This window comes from Glutamicibacter ardleyensis, from assembly GCF_014644555.1.
Taxonomy (GTDB): Bacteria; Actinomycetota; Actinomycetes; order Actinomycetales; family Micrococcaceae; genus Glutamicibacter; species Glutamicibacter bergerei.
In genome coordinates, this window is sequence record NZ_BMKX01000001.1 from 297,159 (window position 1) to 313,288 (window position 16,130).

Consider the following 16,130-nt stretch of genomic DNA (forward strand, 5'->3'; position numbering starts at 1 on the left):
ACGTAGGCAGGCCACCCGGATTCTGGCTGCGCTACCACCTAACTACTGAAAATCTGCAAGCCACAGGTCAGGGCCGAAAACTTCATATTGGATGTCCTTGGCGGGAATCCCCCTGGCTATCAGGGCGCTGCGCACAAGTTTCATAAATGCCAATGGTCCACAGAGGTAGTACTCGGCATCTTCAGGCAATTGAACATCATCGATGTTCATATACCCGGAGTGCTCGTTTTCTGCCATGGTGCCATCCGGACGTTCAAACCAGGCATCAAGTTTGCCCTCATTAAGCTGTGCCAGTGAATCTTCGACTTGGCGTCGCAAGGCAAAGGTACCCGGCTCACCGTCCGCGTGGAGCAACTGAATTTTTCGGTCGGTGTCGGATTTGACCGTATGCGAAAGCATTCCCGCCATAGGGGTGATACCAATACCCGCGCTCGCCAGGACAAGCGGACGGTTGGAGTAGTTCAGCACCACGTCACCAAATGGTGCTGACAACTGCACGCGATCCCCCACCTTCACGGTATCGTGCAACAGGTTACTCATTTCTCCGTCAGGTGCTCCTTGGATGCCTTGTACTCTCTTGACGGCAAATTGGCGATGGTCGCCATCATCCGCGGCGGTCAGCGAATACTGCCGAAGCTGGTGAACACCGTCTTTCATGAGCATCTTCAACGAGACGTATTGCCCTGGTAATGACTGTTTGGTGGGGCGTGGATCGGTCCGTTTGACCACGAAGGTGACCACGTCTGAGGTCTCTTCTCTGCGTTCAACTACTTCCCAAGTGCGCCAGATTTCATCTGGGTTCAAATCCACCGCGGAATAGAGTCCGCGTTCCTTGTTAATGAGCATGTTAGCCATCAGCCAATACACTTCATCCCAAGCTGCCGCGACTTCGGGAGTCACCGCATCGCCGAGGACATCGACGATGGCCCACATCAGGTTCTCATGAACAATGGCGTACTGATTCGGGCGCAGCCCCAGAGAGACGTGCTTGTGGGCTACGCGGTTGAGCAGGTGATCGGGAAGATTATCCGGGTTGTCCACCAAGTTCGTGGCGAATGCGGCAATGGACCCGGCAAGAGCTTGTTGCTGATGCCCATCGGCCTGATTGCCACGGTTGAAGAGCCCGTCGAGCAATTCGGGGCGACCTTTGAACATATGGTCGTAAAATCGGCGGGCAATTTCGTGGATATTTTCACCGACCACTGGAAGCGTGGCCCTGATAATCGGCAGGGACGTATCGGAAAGCATGGCGCTGACTCCTCGCTAGTACCTATTCCACCAGCAAGAAATCCTGGCGGACTTAGCGTGAAGCTATCACCGAAGTTCGGTCGCTGACAGTAAGTTTCGTGAAGGAAGATCCGACTCGATTTACATCCAAATTTTCTTTTCGTTCCAGCTATTTTTTGGGCCCTTGGCTGACTTGTGGTTTGTACACCAACCAGTTCGCCTATCGATGCTATTAATGGAAAATAGAGTTCTGACTCCAAGTAATTGTTACGACTAAATCGAACGAGAAATCTTCATACGGCCCCTAAGACAATGCGCAAAACCCGGGTAGTTTCCCTCCCCATAAGGAAAACTACCCGGGCGCATACCCGTGGCGGCTCGTCCCCAAACGAGCCACCACGAATTCTATTTAGCGCTTCTCTTCGATGGTGACGGTCCAACCGTCGAAGTTCGCGGCGTTGACATCCAGGAAGTATTTTCCTGCGGATTTGTGCAGTGCGGTCTCATCATTTACCGGAGAATCAACTATGAGTTCGGGAATTCCACCGTCCTTCATCAGGTCGGTACCTTCGGTCAGCACGTATATCGATCCCAGCGCCATATTTTCGCCACCTTTGAAGCTGTAGCTCATGCGCACTTCGCCACCGGTGAGCTCAAAAACTGCACTGGACTTATCGGTCTTGCCTTTGAGAGAAACAACTTCCTGCCAAGCAGCTTCCGCCGGCTTGTCTTCAACCACTGTCTCTTCTTCGGCCACGGCTTCTTGTGGCTCAGCTTCGGGAGCAATGGGCTGCGTTACTGGCTGTTCCACGACAGGGACGATTGGTGCCGTACTCGGTGTGGAGCTATTTGCACTATTGGCACCGCCAATCGCGCCGATGACAACTATTGCAATGCTCACGATCCAGGCAAGCATTTTGTGCTTGGAGTATCCGGCCAGAGGCTGCCGGCGTTTGTCGGTCATGCCTCCGCAAAGAATAATGATCAGATCGATGAGCGCCCAGACGCCCAGTCCGCCAAAGGTGAATAGTTTTAGTAGCCCCGTTCCCACCTTGCCCAGATAAAAACGATCCACGCCCAAGGCCCCGAGAAACAGCGAAAGCAACCAAGTGGTGACGAAGGATTTCTGCGGGTAGGCCGGTGCCGGGTAGTACTGCGGTTGAGCGGGTGCTGCGTTGGTGTAACTCATGATGATTCCTCTGGTGTGATTGATGATGTGCGGATTACGGGGTTGATGAAGGGTCTACTGCTTGACCCAAGTACCGCATCGGGTGGATTCAAAGTCCTGGCCCTTTTTCACGGAGACCGTGGGGCGTCCACCGCCGGGAATACCGTTGTTGACGATGTCCGAGCCGTTAGTACCGGTCTTGAGTACTGCCCAATAGCAGTCACTGCCTACTGGTTCTTTGGTTCGGTAGGTGCCGGCTTTGATGTCAGTCCCCACTGTCCAGACACCGTTTTCTACCGAATTCTCGGCTTGTTCGACTTCGATCTTGCCGACGGCTTTCTCGCGCGCTGTGATTTTCTTGTCCTGGGATGCGAGCTCTTCTTCGCGCACATCCAATCCGGTCGAACGTTCGTCGAGCTGCGTAGTACGTTCCTCGACGGCGCTTTCTCTGGCAGAAATGCCACCTTCGAGATCATCCAGTTCGCTTTGCACATCGTCACGCTCGCCTTGCAGAATCTCGTTGGAATCCGAGAGCGATTGATACTCCGCGGATTCACGGGGATCAACGCTGTCGACACCGATGAATACTCCTCCGGCAAATGATCCGGCAACCAAGAGCGTTCCAACAATGAGGGCCGCAGTTTTCTTCTTGCTCCACCGTTTATTCGGAACCGCCGACGACGACTGTTCCATTGTGTTCAGGCCACTCATTTGCTGTTGTCCTTTTCAATCAAGATATTTGAACCGCTATCCGGGTGATAGGACCAGCTGGCGGTGAGCCCGTCCCACGAATCGGTTTGGGTGCCATCCAAAGCACGCGTTCGACCGATTTTTTGCTGAGTCGTTTCGGGAACTCCGATTTCGTTCAACATGCATATATACGCCACGTAGTCAGACGTTCCCGAGTCAAAGCTCTCTTGGCCTTTGGTGTCGAGCTCGATTGCAGCGCCTCCATCCAGGATGTTGAATCCATCGGAGGTAATGCCGCAGCTGGCAATCATTTCGTTGAGCTTCTTTTCACTGATCGGTGAGGAGCTTGCACCGTTTGTGGTGGCGGCTCCAAGCCCCAGCCCAAGTGCCAAGCCAACAGCCAATCCGCCGGCCGCTGGCAACACCCATCGATTCTGCGCTTTTCGTGGGCGTTGCATTTCTGGCGGGACGATTGGTCCCTCAAATGTTGGCTGCATGATGTGCTCCTGGGGAAAATGCTCAGTGATGAAAGAACACCATTGCACTTCGAGAAGTGTGCCGGATCAGCCGGTAGCGTTCTGAGATCAATCTTGCTGGTGAGACATAACCCATGTCAGTTATTTTGCTGATAATGGGGGTTATCAGAGATACACTCAAAACAACGGTATTCGAAGTCATAAGTTCATGGAACACACCCTCACCACGCGACCAAGTATGTAAGGAAGGAAAATGCTCAAGATGCCCAGTACAGAGTTGTTATCCCTTTCTGATATTGCGCGACTGGCCAACGTCCAACGCCCCGTCGTGAGTGTGTGGCGATCCCGCTCCAAGTCGAGCGCAGTCCCTTTCCCGGAATCAGCGACGAGGAATGGAACACAAGAATTCTTTGATGCAACCGAGGTCGTGGCCTGGCTCGAAACTACCGGGCGCGGAAACAACGCACATATTGCCGAGGATATGACCGCCCATACGCTGGGTGCGCGCGCTGATTTCATGTCGGTTTCGGCGCTTCTTGCTTTGTATGCGATCAGTGGAGAGCGTCTCTCCGATTTGGATTACGAAGACTTGTTGGACTTGGCAGATGAAACCGACCCGGAAGATGCGTTCATCTATTCAGAAATTGAGGCGCTTGACCAAGCCTCGCTGTCACTGGTGAAATACACCGAGCGCTTAGTCGATGCCGCATTCGGTGTTGTACCGGCTTTCGAACAACTCATGGCAGACCGGTTCCGTCTCAACAATTCAGAATTGGCCGAATGCGCCTTGTCCGATTCTGCGCTTCAGATCGCAGCGACCGCAGCGCTGGAAATCAGCAGCAAGTCGCTTTGCTTCACCGAAAATACTCCCGGCGGAAGTGACCTGCTGATTACTGTGGCTAAGCTACTCGGCGAATCAGCGTTCGGCACATTTTTGCTTCCGGAGAAGCCAACTGCTGATACTGCTATCTCTCGACTGGCACTGCGTAGACTCCGGACCTTCTCCGCAGCACAAGAAAATGTCGCGCTGATTCGTTCAGATGGTTCACAGCGCGGACTAGTCCACCTAGCCCAATACCCTGGACCTGGCGATCCACAAATGTCTTTCGCAGCTATGTTGGACGCAATTGAAGAACTGGTACTTCAACTGCAACAAGATGAGCGAGCCATAATACTGGCACCAGCTTCACTGCTTATCAATCAGTTGAACTCCCCCGATTTGGAAGGGGCCCGTTCATCGATTCTCCGTTCGGGACGCGTGCGTGCGGCGGTGAGACTCCCCCGCGGCTTGGTCATATCAAAGCCACAACAAGCGTTGGGATTCTGGGTACTGGGGCCGGAGCCCACATCAGTTCCGCTCGGCGAGCGCGGAATTTTGATAGCTGACCTTTTGGATCAGACAATCGACGACTCGGTGATGGGTGATCTCGCCACCGACATTGCGGCTTCCCTTGGCGGCTTGGAGTCAATTCGGCGCCATGCCTTCCGATTTGCCCAATTGATGAAGACGAGCACCATCCTCGCCTCAAAGACTGGACTCGTCCCGGTAGCAAAAACTACTTTCCAGCTCCCAGCTGGGAATTATTCGAATAGTGCTGAAGCTCTGGTTAGAACTGAAGCTGCACTTGATGAAGCGAACCGCACCGCTGGATGCAGACCTGAGCTTGATATTCATTTACAGGCACGAACAACGGAACATAATGCAGGCGCTCAAAAGACCCTCCAAACCGTGGCTGAGCTGCAGCAGTCCGGGGCAATCCAGCACCTGCCCGGGACAAGAATCTCGGAAAGTGATCTTGCTCCGGAAAATTCTTCAGGAGTGAAAGTCTGGCAGGCCGAAGACCTGGCAGAGGGAACAGCGACCAGAACCATTCCGGCACTGGCGTTGGCGGCAAAGTATCCACGGGCTAAATTGACGGAGCCAGGCGATATTGTCTTTCACGGCGGGCCGCATCCCGGAGCGCAAGTAGACGCCAAGGGAGCAGCTGCCGTACGTTTTCCGGCTCAGATATTGCGAGTCGACCAGCAATCAGTGCACGGAATAGTTCCCTTAGTGCTCGCCGCTGATATCAATAGCGGGGCAACCGGGCATTGGAAACGTTGGGGTGTGCGTACTGTGCCATCAGATCAGGTCAGTGGTCTGACAGCTGCGCTCTTGAAGGTAAATTCCGAAAAGCAAGCGGCAGAAGAGCGGCTCAAGAGACTAGAAGAATTTTCAAATCGTCTCGTCGGTGGCATAACCAACGGAGAACTTGAGATGATGAAGACAAATACCAGTACGGAAGGACGGCCATAGTGGCTGCACCACGAAAATCGGCAACCAAGCAGGCTGCGTTGCCGAGCACCATGAAGGAACTCAAAGACACTCTGTGGAAGGCCGCAGATAAACTGCGCGGCTCCATGGACGCATCCCAATATAAGGATGTAATCCTTGGTCTGGTGTTTCTGAAGTACGTCTCTGACGCATTTACCGAACGACGCGAACAGCTCCGCACCGAGCTTGCTGCGGACGGCATGACCGAAGATCAGATCGACCAGCTGATCGATGACACGGATGAATACACCGGACGTGGTGTTTTTTGGGTCCCTTCGAATGCCCGTTGGAACTACCTGGCCGAAAATGCCAAGGGACTTCCGGCCATGGACGGCGAAGTTCCTAAGAACATTGGCGAGCTGATCGATGCGGCAATGGACGCCATCATGGGAGCCAACCAGACCCTTGCGGCCACCCTCCCGCGCATCTTCAACCGCGATTCGGTGGACCAGCGGCGCTTGGGCGAACTGATCGATCTGTTCAACACCGCCCGCTTCACCGGTCAAGGCGCCGGACGAGCCCGAGACCTGCTCGGTGAGGTCTACGAATACTTCTTGGAGAAGTTCGCCCGTGCCGAAGGCAAGCGCGGCGGCGAGTTCTACACCCCGGCTGGCGTGGTTCGTGTGTTGGTCGAGGTCCTCGAACCGACGAGCGGCCGTGTCTACGACCCGGCCTGCGGCTCGGGCGGTATGTTCGTCCAGACTGAAAAGTTCCTGGATGCGCACAACGCGGACCGCACCGCAATCTCCGTCTACGGGCAGGAGCTCAACGAGCGCACCTGGCGCATGGCCAAGATGAACCTTGCCATCCACGGACTGAATGCGAACCTCGCCCCACGTTGGGGCGACACCTTCGCCCGAGACCAGCACCCTGATATGCAGGCCGACTACGTCATGGCCAACCCGCCGTTCAACATCAAGGACTGGGCACGCAACGAATCTGACCCGCGCTGGCGCTACGGCGTTCCGCCGGCAAACAACGCCAACTACGCCTGGATCCAGCACATCATTTCGAAGCTGGCACCCGGTGGTACTGCCGGGGTCGTCATGGCCAACGGTTCCATGTCTTCGAACTCCGGCGGCGAGGGACAGATCCGCGCGCAGTTGGTCGAAGCAGATTTGGTATCCTGCATGGTCGCACTACCAACCCAGCTCTTCCGCTCCACTGGCATCCCGGTATGCACCTGGTTCTTTGCCAAGGACAAGAGCGCTGGCGAACATGGTGCCGTGGATCGCACCGGGCAGGTGCTCTTCATCGACGCACGAAACCTGGGCTACATGGTCGACCGCGCCGAACGTGCCTTGAGCGATGAGGACATCGCGAAGATTGCCGGCACCTTCCACGCGTGGCGCGGAAGCGCGTCTGCTGATGGCAAGGAATATAACGACGAAGCCGGCTTCTGCTATTCGGCGACCTTGGCGGAGATCAAGGAAGCGGACTACGCGCTGACACCAGGTCGCTATGTGGGCGCGGCCGACGTGGAGGACGATGGCGAACCGATCGAGGAAAAGATCGCTCGCCTGAAGAACGAACTGTTTGAACAGCTCGATGAGTCCAAGCGGTTAACTACTGTTGTGCGCGAGCAGTTGCGGAGGGTCTCATGAGAATCGCCCGAGTCCTTGATCTGGTGTCGGAAGGACTGCTTCGGGTCGAAGACGGCAATCATGGGAACGATCGACCGCGACCGGATGAATTTGATTCGTCCGGGGTCTGCTTCATTCGCGCCGCAGACATGTCCGACGGTGTCTTGAATTTTTCCACAGCCGGCCGCATTAATTCTGTGGCCAGGGCGCGTATTCGCAAGGGGGTTGGAGCGCCTGGAGACGCAATTCTGTCTCACAAAGGCACAGTCGGGAAGGTAGCAATAGCTCCCAAAGGTTCACCAGAATTCGTCTGTTCTCCCCAAACTACCTTTTGGCGAAGCCTTGACGAATCGGTAATTAGCCAATCCTATCTGCGTTACATATTAGTTTCAGCAGATTTCACACGTCAACTCGATTTCCTCAAGGGACAAACGGATATGGCACCTTACGTTAGTTTGACTGACCAACGATCCATGACGCTAACCCTTCCTGGCATCCAACAACAGCAAGCCATCGCCGAAGTGCTCGGTGCACTCGACGACAAGATTGCTGCCAACACAAAGCTCGCAGAACTTGCTGAAACTATTATTAGCGTGGAATTTGACACTGCGCTACAGACGTCCGATAGTATCCTGAAACCTCTGCTAGACGTTTTCTCGGTCGAGTTCGGAGAAGCTTTCAAAGGCGACAAGTTCGCGGAGCCCGGCTCCGGCCGACCACTTATTAGAATTCGCGATCTCAAGACGTTTACTTCACAAGTCTGGACCACAGAGTCACGTACAAAGGAAATCGTGGTGAGGGCCGGTGACGTGGTGGTCGGGATGGATGCCGAATTCCGAGCAACTACTTGGCTCGGTGATCCGGGCCTCCTCAATCAACGGGTATGCCGATTCAGCAGCAAACTAGCTGGCCCAGCTTTTGTTCGCGAGGCGCTCAAACAGCCGCTTGCCACTATCGAGAACTACAAAACCGGAACCACGGTGATCCATCTCAATAAGAAGGATCTGGAAGAAGCGACGACTGTAGTCCCAGATGCGGAAGCTATCAACCATTTCGAGTCTGCAACGGAACACTTATACGCGCTCCGCGTTATGTTAGCGGCCGAGAACCGAGCTCTTGCCTCCACTCGCGACGCACTACTGCCGCATCTGATGTCAGGCAAGCTCCGCGTCAAGGAAGCCGAAGAGATCGTGGCTGCAGCGATCTAGCACAGGCGATGTTGCAGTAACCGGCTGCAACATTGCCCAGCTTTTATCAATAACCGATAGATTCAGGTCAGGAACAAGTTCAGGGGGACTTAAGACCGATGACACTGCAGACCAGCTTTAGCGAGGCCGATTGGGAGGCGCTCGCGCTCGAAGAACTCGGTGACGAGAACTGGCGTCCACTTCATGGGGACCAGATCGCACCGGGCACTGACGAGCGCGAGTCCTGGGACGAGCTGCTGATCGGTCCACGGTTGCTCGCCGCTCTGCGCCGGCTGAATCCCGGCGTCCCGGCGCAGTACCTGCAGCAGGCCCTGGCTGAGATCTCCGCTCCTGGTTCCCAGGACGCGATCACCGAAAACCACCGGATGCACAAGATGTTTGTGGATGGGCACCGGATCTCCTATCTGGAACCCGACGGCACCGAGCAGAACCCCACGCTGCGGATCATCGGTACCGAGGAGTCTGACAACGACTGGATGGCGGTCAATCAGGTCACCTTGGTTCAGGGCGACTACAAACGTCGCTTCGACGTTGTCTTGTACTGCAATGGCATGCCTGTGAGCATTATGGAACTCAAACGTGCAGGTTCAAAGGTTGCTGATGTTGCTGCAGCACATGCTCAGTTGCAGACTTACCTGCGCGAGTTCCCTGTTGCTTTCCGTTTTTGTGTATTCACTTTTGCTTCGGATGGTCTTGAAGCGAAGTATGGGACACCGTTCACGCCGCTGAACCATTTCTCTCCTTGGAATGTGGATGATGATGGTGTGCCGGTTCCTGCCGGGCACACCATCAACGGCGAAGCAGTGCTTCCAATAGAGACGGCTATTACCGGGCTATACAACCCGACACGATTCTTGCAACTTCTGCGTTCTTTCACCGCATTTGATGCTGGTGCTGAGGGACTGCTCAAGCGAATCGCCAAACCGCACCAGTACTTTGCCGTCACTAAGGCAGTTGGCTCCACCATTGATGCGGTGCGCACCAACGGCAAGGCCGGCGTTGTCTGGCACACCCAGGGTTCCGGCAAGTCAATGGAAATGGAGCTCTACACGGCAGCCGTGATGCGGCACCCCGCATTGAAGAACCCCACGGTAGTGCTCATCACCGACCGCAATGAGCTAGATGGCCAGCTTTACTCCGGATTTGCCCGGTCACAACTTCTCCCAGATACTCCAAAGCAAATTCGGCGCCGTACCGAATTGCGTTCTGAACTCTCCGGACGGGTCACCGGAGGAATTTACTTCACCACGCTGCAAAAGTTCGGCAGAACCAAAGAAGAGAAAGACTCCGGTACCGAACACCCTCTCCTTTCAGATCGCAAGAACATCATTGTGATTGTGGACGAGGCCCACCGCAGCCACTATGACGACCTTGACGGCTACGCACGTCACTTGCGGGATGCGTTGCCCAATGCCACGCTCATCGCTTTCACCGGTACCCCTATTTCCTTTGAAGATCGAAATACTCGTGATGTGTTTGGCGACTACATCGACGTTTATGATCTTTCCCGCGCGGTGGAAGATGGTGCCACCGTACCGGTGTACTTTGAACCTCGATTGATCAAGGTTCAGCTGGCCGACGGTCTCACGCAAGAAGATTTAGATTCCGCCGCAGACGAGGCAACCACGGGTCTGGATGACACCGAGCGTGCACGAATCGAGCAATCCGTGGCCGTGGTCAATGCCGTCTACGGCGCTCCGGACCGATTGGCAGAGTTGGCCAAGGATCTGGTGGCGCACTGGGAGACCCGCCGCGATGCCGTCGCTCCGTTCATCGCAGACACCAAGGGAACTACAACCCACGGCAAGGCAATGATTGTCGGCGGTACACGCGAAATCTGTGCAAACCTCTACTCGGCCATCGTGACTCTGCGCCCAGACTGGCATTCGGCTGAACTCGACACGGGCAAGATCAAGGTCGTTTACTCGGGCACTGCCTCAGACGCTCCACCTGTCTCGGATCACGTGCGCCGTGACTCCGCGAACAACGCCATCAAGGAACGACTCAAAGATCCGAGCGACGAGCTGGAACTGGTCATCGTCAAAGACATGATGCTCACCGGATTTGATGCCCCGCCGCTTCACACCTTGTATCTTGACCGCCCACTAAAGGGCGCGCTGCTAATGCAGACGCTTGCCCGCGTGAACCGTACCTTCCGCGGCAAAGCGGACGGTCTGCTTGTTGCCTATGCTCCGCTGGCTGAAAACCTTGCCAAGGCGCTGACCGAATATACCGATAAAGATAAGAACAAGAGGCCCGTTGGCAAGAACATTGACGAAGCGGTAGTCATTGCCGTTCAGCTGGTGCACCAGATCAGAGAAGTACTCGTGGGCTACGACTGGCGTGCGGTGCTGAGCAAAAAGGGACCGAAGGCATTTCTAAATGCAGTGACCGGTGCCGTCAATTATCTGCGCGATTCGGCGACACCTGGAAATACTCCCACCGAGGATGGTGCACAGCCGCTGGCCGTACGTTACCGATTGCTATCCAGTCAGCTAGCCAGGGCGTGGGCACTAACTACAGGTTCTGGACAGCTCGAGGAACTACGCCCAGAAATTCAGGTGTACGAGGAAATCCGTGTCTGGATGGGCAAATACGATGCCCAAGCTCGACAAGCCGCCGGACAGCCGGTCCCAGAAGAAGTACAGCGCATGCTCGGTCAACTGATCGCTTCGGCTACGGATGCGACTGGCGATGTGCTCGATATTTATGCTGCAGCAGGTATGCCCGAACCCTCCCTGGATGATCTCACCCCAGAGTTCATTACCAAGACGCAGAAGGCACGAAATCCACAGCTCGCTATCGAGGCACTGCGCAAACTGGTGGCTGAGGAGTCAGCCAAGTCCACACGTAACAACACCATCCGCCAACGCGCTTTCTCGGAACGTATTACAGATTTGATGATCAAATATACGAACCAGCAACTTACCTCGGCACAAGTCATCGCCGAGCTTGTGGCACTGGCCAAGGAAGTTGCCGCCGAAGCCAATCGCGGTCAGCACTTTTCGCCACCACTCGATCAGGATGAACTCGCGTTCTATGATGCTGTGGCGCTCAATGAGTCTGCGGTGAAGGGGCAAGGTGAGGACATGTTGGCAGAGATTGCACGGCAGCTGGTCACAGTTATGCGCCGAGACGTCCGCACCGACTGGACCGTTCGCGAAGATGTGCGAGCAAAGCTACGTTCATCAGTGAAACGACTGCTTATTCTCAATGGCTATCCGCCGGATAAGCAGCCTGAAGCCATCAAGCTTGTCATTGAGCAGATGGAATCCATGGCCCAGAGGATCTAGGTAACTTCCAACCCCGCAGAACTTTGCGATAGCTCAAAACCGAATGAAGGAAATATGTTAACTGGTATCAAATCAAAAGCAGGATTCCGTGGTCTTTGTCCAAATATAATGAACGGAACCACATTCGGGCAAACTACAATAATCTTTGGCCGTAACGGATCAGGAAAAACTTCAATTACAGAGGCCATCCGACAAGCAACCGCTGCCCCACCAAACGATTCAATGCTGAAACCCATGACTATTAATGGCAACGACACGTTAGATTGGGACACAAAAGTATTTGTATTTAATCGTTACTATGTTTCAGAGAATTTAGCACAGTTCATCGATGGATCCGCCGGAGCTGGAAGCATTACACTCGGTTCAAAAACCATTGCGGACAAAAAGGAGAAGATTGCGCTCCAAGCCGAGCAAGAATCCAAGAACGCGGATATCCGCAAATTGGTTACTGATACAAAGTCGGCTCCAACTGATAGATCGGTCGGAGAAAAAGCAAAAGCTGAGCTAGTATCGCTACTTTCCCCACATGATCAACGCTTCCATTCAACGCTGTACAAGAACGATCGAACCTTTCAGGGGAAAATTGCACAATCGTCCGCATTTACCCCTAATAACGAAGATCATGATTCACTAGTACAAACCCTATCCTCCGCTCCACCTGAACCATACCGCATAGCGCAACTTGACGATATTTCTGTCGAAGTTGACGAATCGGTACTCAACGCCACGTTTGCACATACACCAGCAGCGGCTGTCGCCGAAAAGATAACCGGTGATCCGGGTCTACTTGACTGGCTTGGCGATGGCCTCCATAAATTTGTGCACGAATCCGACTGCCCATTTTGTACTCAGGAAATCCCAGCCGATCGATTTGAGGCACTCAGAGGAACATTTACTGACGAGCATTCCAAAATCAAGAACGAGTGTAAGCAGATCGCCGACGATCTGGATCGAACAGAAGCACAAATCAAGACTTACATCACAAACCTTGAAACTAGTACCCTTCCCAATGGTGCTCTTAACACACAGCTTGTCACAGAACGAAACCTCATCATCGACAAGATAAAGCGTCTAGCCAGTTCGCTTCGAGAGATCTCCAAAACAGCGCGACTCAAGTCGAGCAACCCTGAGGCCATGCTCACTGTGCCAACAATCGATTTGACAATGGTCGATCTTACTCCCATTCGTAACCTGCAAGCTCAATACGACGCACTCGTCCAGTCCTTCGGAGTCGTGCGGCAAGACGCAATTGACGAGCTCGAAAATAGGATCATCGCAGTTCATTCAGATGCGATTCTGTCTGCTCGATCAGATGCTACGGCCCGGCAAATTGAGATGAAGACAATCCAAGATCGTCTAGACGAAATCGAGTTGCGATTGACTGAGATTGTAGATGCTGAATCAGATACATCCGAAATGGCCTCGCAAATCTCCAATACCCTCCGATTACATTTAGGTCGGGAAGACCTGGAAGTTCGCTCTTCCGGCAAGGAATACTCGGTTCTCCGTCACGATAAGCCCGCCGAGTTCCTCAGCGACGGCGAAAGAAATGTCATTTCGTTTATTTACTTTTTGAAATCATTAGACGACATTAAGTATGACTCTACTAAGAAGGTAGTCATCATCGATGATCCTGTAAACAGTCTAGATGGCGAAAATTCTGCCTCATGCGTGGCATTGATTTCGAAAGAGCGAAAAAAGTGGTCACAAACAGTCCTTTTGACCCACAACTTTGATTTTTTGAAGTCAAGCATGCGGGCTTTGGGATCAGACGGACAGACGATCGACGAAATTAGATTGTTGCAGACGGGTCCAGTTTGGGATGAGACAGAAGAAAAAACTCAGTGGCGCCTTGAACCAATGACAGAAACGTTGCGGCTTTTCCCGAGCGAATATCACTATCTTTTCTGGAGCGTTGCATCGGCTGCTTCTGGCCTTGTTGATGCACATCACCTTATGGCACTGGGAAACGTAGGGCGTCGATTACTCGAAGCGTTTCTTTCTTACAAGCGACCAGCCACTCCAGATCTCCGACAATCAGTGGAATCAGCTTGGACAGCCACCAAGTACGCAGATGAATTGCGACCCTTGGCAACACGTACCCTCACTGTTTTAAATCATCGTTCCCATGAACAAAGCCCTACGCCAGCCTCATCCAGCTGGGCTCCACTTACAGAAACTGATTTCAAAGCACTCCTCTACACAATTAAGCACATTGATTCTGATCATTTTGAGCAAATGACGAGAGCGACTAACTTTGATAACCCACCTGTATCGGCTGAGTTCATTCGAGCTATGAGACCCTACAACCGGACAATAGGTGCTCTGACCCACGGCCAACTTGTGAAGATTCAGTCGTTGCTCCCCTAGAACCAACGTCGACTAAAGTTCGGGATCTCTTGTAAAGCAGCATTCGTGCAATTGTCTCGGGGCAATCCCACTTGCCGGGCAATTTTACGGGCTTTGGCTAGCGTTTCCATATTCACTGCCCGAAATGGTCCGGCGACGCAAGCGTCGAATAATCCACACTAATCGACGAGGGATCATTCTCCGGTTTTAGAGCACCGCGTAAGGATTCATGAGCATGCGCGCGTTCGGATTTCCGGTACCACTTTCGCGAATGACAAAGCCAGCCAAGTATGCGGGATGAATAGTGGGTCCGTATCGACAAACCCCAACTAGGCATCCCGGAGTGTCATGCTCGGGACCAAGGGCATCAGATGCGGGTTACCAACCGAACGGTCGGAAATTCTGCACAGCAGAAACCTAGAGCTTAGAAGTGTGAGACAGGGAACACTTGAACCTATGACTTCACCCATCTCTGATAGCGTCGCCGGTTTGACCGGTCAGAATCACACGGACTCCGCCCCGTCTGCCGGCCCAAAGAAGCTGTCACAGCGCAAAGCTGTTCTTGCGATTCTGACCTGCTGGCTACTGGTGGTCTTTGATGGGTATGACTTGATTGTCTACGGTACTGTTCAGTCCTCATTGCTTGCTATGGATGATTGGGGTCTCACCCCAACGACCATGGGAACCATCGGCTCCCTGGCATTTGTAGGCATGATGATCGGCGCGCTTGGCGCCGGACGCCTCGCCGACGCGCTGGGTCGACGCCGTACCATTTTGGCCTGTGCCATGATCTTCTCCACCCTGACCATCTTGTGCGCCTTCGCGCCAAACCCTGTGGTTTTTGGACTGCTTCGTCTGTTGTCGGGTATCGGCTTGGGTGGACTGGTTCCGTCCGCGAACGCTATGGTCGCTGAGTTGGTTCCTGACCGCTGGCGCTCCACCATGGCTACTTTGATGATGTCGGGTGTTCCCATTGGCGGATCCATCGCTGCCATCACCGGAATTTGGGTTATCCCCGCCTTCGGCTGGGAGATGATGTTCTTACTGGCAATTATTGCGCTGGTCGTGGTTGTTCCCATGGGCTTCCGCTACCTTCCAGAAACGCTTTCATTTGAGCACCGCAGCGGACCTGGCGCTCGTCGCAATTCCGGTTTCGGACAGATCCTGCGCGCACCGTATCTACGCGCCTCGGTGCTTTTTGCTGTCGCCTCGCTGGCAATTCTTTTTGCCTGGTACGGATTGGGCACCTGGTTGCCGAGTCTCATGGAACAAGCAGGCTATGATTTGGGTTCCGCGCTGACCTTTGCGCTTGCGCTGAACCTCGGCGCCGTCGGCGGCTCCGTAATTACCGCTTGGGCCGGAGACCGCTTTGGCGCGTCACCATCCTCCGCTGTGGCCGCTCTCGTTGCCGGTATTGCCTTGGCTGTCATCATGACCACTCCTCCGGTTGCTGTCGTCTATGCCATGCTGATCCTTGCAGGCGTAGGTACGCACGGCACAGCCGCATTGCTGATCGCAGCCGTTGCCAATCACTACCCGGAACACCTGCGTGGCACGGCTCTTGGCTGGGCTATGGGCATGGGACGCATTGGCGCAGTCGCGGCACCTCAGGTCGGCGGCTTGCTTTTGGCCTCGGGGCTTGGCGTCAATTCGAACTTCCTCGTTTTCGCATTGGGTGCGGCCCTGGCGGCAGTGCTCTTCGGAGTCATCACCTTCCGCGTGAAACCAGTAGTTGGATCCGCGCCGCGAGCCGTGAAGTAACAAAATATTCGCTCCAGACCGCGGGTGGTCGCCTTCTTTCGGAAGGCGGCCACCACTTTCT

Annotated in this window: 10 protein-coding genes; 6 read left to right on the forward strand and 4 right to left on the reverse strand. The window is 54.2% G+C overall.

Features of this window, described 5'->3' with window-relative positions:
• Positions 1–42: 42 nt before the first annotated feature.
• The 4 genes from IEX04_RS01400 to IEX04_RS01415 form a co-directional block, all read right to left on the reverse strand.
• Entirely contained in the window at positions 43–1,248 is a 1,206-nt protein-coding gene (locus IEX04_RS01400; RefSeq protein ID WP_188683138.1) for a globin domain-containing protein, read from the reverse strand.
• 388 nt (positions 1,249–1,636) lie between these two features.
• Positions 1,637–2,416 (reverse strand): TM2 domain-containing protein, encoded by a 780-nt coding sequence (locus IEX04_RS01405; RefSeq protein WP_188683140.1) that lies wholly within the window; start codon positions 2,414–2,416, stop codon positions 1,637–1,639.
• Positions 2,417–2,470: 54 nt separating this feature from the next.
• Complete coding sequence (locus IEX04_RS01410; protein ID WP_188683142.1) at positions 2,471–3,106, reverse strand: Rv1352/Rv1906c domain-containing protein; 636 nt, start codon at positions 3,104–3,106, stop codon at positions 2,471–2,473.
• Positions 3,103–3,582, reverse strand: coding sequence for a hypothetical protein (locus IEX04_RS01415; protein WP_188683144.1), 480 nt, complete (start codon positions 3,580–3,582; stop codon positions 3,103–3,105). Before IEX04_RS01415 ends, IEX04_RS01410 begins: the two co-directional genes overlap by 4 nt.
• A gap of 241 nt (positions 3,583–3,823) precedes the next feature.
• Between IEX04_RS01415 and IEX04_RS01420 the strand changes: the two genes are divergently transcribed.
• From IEX04_RS01420 to IEX04_RS01445, 6 genes are all read left to right on the forward strand, one after another.
• The gene (locus IEX04_RS01420) at positions 3,824–5,857 is read left to right on the forward strand and encodes a hypothetical protein (RefSeq protein WP_188683146.1); all 2,034 of its coding nucleotides are present in this window, start codon (positions 3,824–3,826) and stop codon (positions 5,855–5,857) included.
• A gap of 50 nt (positions 5,858–5,907) precedes the next feature.
• Positions 5,908–7,479: a class I SAM-dependent DNA methyltransferase gene (locus IEX04_RS01425; RefSeq protein WP_188684037.1), complete on the forward strand. Its 1,572-nt coding sequence runs from the start codon at positions 5,908–5,910 to the stop codon at positions 7,477–7,479.
• Positions 7,476–8,666: a restriction endonuclease subunit S gene (locus tag IEX04_RS01430; protein WP_188683148.1), complete on the forward strand. Its 1,191-nt coding sequence runs from the start codon at positions 7,476–7,478 to the stop codon at positions 8,664–8,666. Before IEX04_RS01425 ends, IEX04_RS01430 begins: the two co-directional genes overlap by 4 nt.
• Positions 8,667–8,764: 98 nt before the next feature.
• Positions 8,765–11,959: a type I restriction endonuclease subunit R gene (locus IEX04_RS01435; protein ID WP_188683150.1), complete on the forward strand. Its 3,195-nt coding sequence runs from the start codon at positions 8,765–8,767 to the stop codon at positions 11,957–11,959.
• Positions 11,960–12,013: 54 nt separating this feature from the next.
• The gene (locus tag IEX04_RS01440) at positions 12,014–14,329 is read left to right on the forward strand and encodes an AAA family ATPase (RefSeq protein WP_188683152.1); all 2,316 of its coding nucleotides are present in this window, start codon (positions 12,014–12,016) and stop codon (positions 14,327–14,329) included.
• A 435-nt stretch (positions 14,330–14,764) separates the two neighbouring features.
• Positions 14,765–16,069, forward strand: coding sequence for an MFS transporter (locus IEX04_RS01445; protein ID WP_188683154.1), 1,305 nt, complete (start codon positions 14,765–14,767; stop codon positions 16,067–16,069).
• Positions 16,070–16,130: the final 61 nt, after the last annotated feature.